This is a genomic window from Frankia sp. CeRuru1, assembly GCF_977966315.1.
Map to the genome: position 1 here is coordinate 1 of NZ_CDWWEW010000421.1, position 4,198 is coordinate 4,198.

The following is a 4,198-nucleotide window of genomic DNA, read 5'->3' on the forward strand; positions in this document are numbered from 1 at the left end:
GGCCGTAGGGGATCGCGGTCTCCCGGGTGGCCTGGAGCTCGGCCGCGGTCTCGATGCCCTCGGCGACCACGCCGCCTCCGATCTCCTTGGCGACGTGCACCAGCCCGGCGGCCACGGCCCGCCGGGCCGGGTCGGTGTCGATGCCCTGGGTCAGGCAGCAGTCCATCTTGATGATCTCCGGTCGCAGCCGGACGAGCTGTTCCAGCCCGGCATAGCCGGTACCCACGTCGTCGGCGGCAATGCGGACGCCGAGCCGGCGCAGGTGCTCGATGTCGCGGTTGATCGCCGGAGTGTCGCCGATCCGTTCGTGCTCGGTGATCTCCACGAGGATACGTTCGGCGTCCTCGCCCATGATCATCTCCACCAGGCCGGCCGAGAGGGTCGTCGCCGAGACGTTAACCGCGAGGATCATGTGTGTCGGCAGCCGGGGCAGCACGGTGAGCGCGCGTCGGACCGCGGCGAGTTCGAGATCGACGTTGAGGCCGACGGAGCCTGCCGCGGTGAACCACTGTGACGGGCTGCGGGCGTAGTCCGAGAACCGGGACAGCGCCTCCACTCCGATGATCTTTCCGTGTTCGAGGTCGAGCACCGGCTGGAAGGCGAGCGCGGGCCCCCCGCCGTCGATCACATGGCTGACGTCGCGCCAGACGCGGCTGCGGACCTCCCACATCCGGTGCAGGTCGGTCACGGAATCGCCGAGGATCTCCGCGATCATCCGCAGGAACCGGCCGTCGCGCGGCCGCAGGTGCGGATGAGGCCCGTGCCCGAGACAGCCGACCAGGCCGTAGACGAGGCCGTCGCTGTCGATGACCGGCACCGCGGCGTAGGCCCCCACGTCAAGCTCGTCGACGACGGGCAGTCGCAGGATACGCGGATCGGCGTGGGTGTCCGGGATGACGGTGGGAAACTCACCGGACAGGACGCGTCCGAACAGGGCGCTCTCGCGCCGAACGGTGGAGCCCGGGGCCAGCTGGAACGACGCGCCGTCCCCGTTGATGACCTGCACAACGAGGACGTCCGTCTCGATGCGGCCGAGCCAGGCAAGATCCATGCCCAGATGGTGGCGCAGTATCCCCAGCAGCTCCACCACCGCCGTCGCCGGCTCGGGAACCTCGGCCTTCGGCCCGAGCGCCGAGGCGGGGGCCAGGCGGACCGACATCCGTACCACCTCCTCTCCTGGTGTTCCCTCGGGTTTTCCGCGCACACCCTGGTCGGCACCGATATCTGTTACCGTTTCGTGATCGATATTGGGCTCTTTGTAGCCGATATCGACTTGTTCGTGACAGATATTGACCTGTTCGTGACCAACCTCCGCCACTGCCGGGAGATCCATCCCCTGTCTCCCGCCTGTCTCCCGTCGCGCCCGTTGGCTCTTCGTGTTGTAGTAGATACGGGATCGGGACGGATGCCTGCTCGGCGAGCGAGGATGCTCGGAGGGGAGGCGGTGCCGCGTGGCGGACATCGTGGTCGGGATCGACGGGTCGACAGATGCCGAGCGCGCGCTGCGGTGGGCCGTGCGCGCGGGGCGCCGCTGTAGCGCGCGGGTGCGTGCCGTTCTCGTCTGGGCCGCGGCCGGCCCGTTCTGCACGCGGGTGAAGCCGCCGCCTGCCACCTCACCGGAGCATCCCCGGTGGACGGCCCAGTGGATGCTGCACGACGTCGTCGACCGGGTCCGCGAGGCCCAGCCCGACGCCTGGATCGTCGAGCGGACCGTGTACGGGAGCCCGGTGGACACGATACTGACCGAGTCGGAGGGCGCGGCCATGCTCGTCCTCGGTGCCCGCGGCCGTGACCGGCCGCGCCGCCTGCCGGCCGGTTCGGTCAGCATGGCGTGCGTGTACGGGGCGTCGGTGCCGGTGGTCGTGGTCCACGGCAGGTCGGCGGCGCCGGCCGAGAGCGGGCCCGTCGTCGTCGGGGTGGACGGGTCCGCCTGCTCGTTGGCCGCGCTGCGGTGGGCCGCCCAGGAGGCGGCGCTGCGCCGGGCTTCGCTGCGCATCCTGCACGCCTGGACGCCGCTGCCACCGGAGTTCGTTGTCCGGCTGGGACTCTGCGGTGCCAGGTTCGTCGGCGCAGTGCCCACGGCGGGCGCCGGGGCCGTCCGTGCGGGGCCGGCTGGTGCGGCGCCGGCCGGGGCGGCGTCGGCTGGTGCGGCGTCGGCTGGTGCGGGGCCCGGCGACGCGGATCCGGGCGGGACCGGATTCATCCGGACGGACCCGGGTGGAACGGGCCTCGCCTCGGGATTCGTCGGCCGTGGATTTCGGGGCACGGCACCGGGGGGCACGGCACTCGATGATCATCCAGGATTCGGTGACTCGGGGCCCGCCGATGCGGCGCTCGGGGACCCGGCGCTCGGGGACCCGGCGCTCGATGCGACGGGACCCGGCGGAACGGCCCTCGTCGACGCCGCCCTCGAGGGGGCCGCGCGGGCCGTGCTGGACGAGGCGGTGCGCGCGGGTCTGCCCGAGCCGGGTGATCTCGATGTGCGCACGGACCTGATCCGCGGAGCGGCCGCGTCCAGCCTCCTGCGGGCCGCAGCGGGGGCGCAGCTCCTGGTCATCGGAGCCCGGGGCCGCGGCGGATTCGCCGAGTTGCTGCTGGGTTCCACCAGTTCACAGTGTGTGACACACGCCCAGTGCGCGGTCGCGGTCATCCGCACGCCCGGCAGTACGACCTGTGGTAATTAGTGCGGCGTGTGGTGACTCCACCGCGGCAGATCTTCGACCCGGTGCGAGCCTCCTTCTCTCGGGTCGTGGGCTCTCGGGTCGCGAGTTCTCGGGCCGTGGGCCGAGATCGAGGACCCCGGGCGGGGATGCCCGATCGGGCACGTACTGAGCGGGTGGACGGCGGGTCGCCTGCGGCGCCACCTGCCGTGCCATCTGCCGTGTCACCTGCGGTGCCGGCTCTCGCGGCCCGCCGAGCGCGGCCCGCGGCCCAGCGGTGACGGCGCGGCGGGCAGGTGATCCTCCCGAAACGGCTCGGCTTTCCCTCGTCTTGGGGGAGGATGGGGAGACTGGGGCGTGATGTCCCCGTGAGGTACGGGGGCACCGCGGCGCCGGCCGTGGGAGGGGAGTGTCGAGCGACTATGGCGGATCAGTATTACGGCGGTTCCGGTCGGCGCGGCGAACGGTTCGCCCAGGCGCGCTGGCTCGCCGGTCAGGCCCGGCAGGACCGCACCACCTCCTGGTACGTCCCGCTGATGATCACTGTGATCGGTGCCGGTGCGGCGTTCGACGCCTTCGGCCGCGGCGTGGGGCTCCTCTACGCCCTCGGGCTGTCGATCGCCTTCGTCCTGCTGACGTGGACGACGATCCGGCTCATGCCGTCGGTGTCCGACGAGCTGAACGTCAACCGGGTGACGGGCCCGCGCAAGATCTTCGCCATGGTGAACACGCCGGTGCGCACCCGCGGCGTGTTCCTGCTGGCCGCAGCGCTGCCGATCGGGATCGCCCTGATCAGGACGGTCGGTTTCTTCGTGTTCGGCGGAGCGCTGCTTGTCGGGATCGTGGTCGGCGTAGCGCTGGCTGCCGCCTGGATGTTCGAACGCCGGTAGACCCGCCCGGCGCCGACGAACCTCCTGATTCCGACGAATCTCCTGATCCTGGGGCCCATCCCTGGGCTTGGCCATCCCGATCCGGCGCATCCCCCCGCTCGGACCAGGTTCCTGTTCCCGCCAAGCGGGCAGGCCAGCAGGGACACGGTCCGGTGCGCGGTCCGCGATGAGGAGAGTGCGATGACGGTCAGCAAGGCCACGAGGGAACGAACCCGGGCGAGTCAGCTCCCCGAGGACGATGTGGTCGGGATCCTGCTCGCGCAGCATGCCGAGATCCGCGAGCTGTTCGGGAAGGTCAGGACGTCAACGGGCCAACGCCGCCAGGAGGCGTTCGACAAGCTGCGGGCGCTGCTCGCGGCCCACGAGACCGGCGAGGAGGTGGTGCTGCGCCCGATCAGCCGGCAGGTGGTGGGGCCCGAGGTGACCGATGCCCGCAACCAGGAGGAGAAGGCGGCGAGTCGGGACCTCGCCGACCTCGATCGGATGGACGCGAGCAGCGTCGAGTTCGGGGCCAAGCTCGCCGCGTTCGAGCACACGGTGGTGGAACACGCCGAGCGCGAGGAGCGGGAGGAGTTCGAGGCGCTGCGCCAGGTCCGTCCCGAGTCCGAACTCGTGCGCCTGGGCCGCAGACTGCGGGCCATTCAGGCG

Annotated in this window: 4 protein-coding genes; 3 read left to right on the forward strand and 1 reads right to left on the reverse strand. The window is 71.4% G+C overall.

Annotated elements, in window-relative coordinates:
- On the reverse strand, positions 1–1,159 hold a 1,159-nt coding region (locus tag AC08OP_RS21755), incomplete at its 3' end, for a sensor domain-containing phosphodiesterase (protein WP_476615879.1).
- A gap of 292 nt (positions 1,160–1,451) precedes the next feature.
- On the opposite strand from AC08OP_RS21755, the gene AC08OP_RS21760 reads away from it, so the two are divergent.
- The 3 genes from AC08OP_RS21760 to AC08OP_RS21770 form a co-directional block, all read left to right on the forward strand.
- Positions 1,452–2,684 (forward strand): universal stress protein, encoded by a 1,233-nt coding sequence (locus AC08OP_RS21760; protein WP_476615880.1) that lies wholly within the window; start codon positions 1,452–1,454, stop codon positions 2,682–2,684.
- Between the two features lie 398 nt (positions 2,685–3,082).
- Positions 3,083–3,550 (forward strand): hypothetical protein, encoded by a 468-nt coding sequence (locus AC08OP_RS21765; protein ID WP_476615881.1) that lies wholly within the window; start codon positions 3,083–3,085, stop codon positions 3,548–3,550.
- A 180-nt stretch (positions 3,551–3,730) separates the two neighbouring features.
- Positions 3,731–4,198, forward strand: a 468-nt coding sequence (locus AC08OP_RS21770) for a hemerythrin domain-containing protein (RefSeq protein WP_476615882.1), incomplete at its 3' end; no start/stop codon positions are given.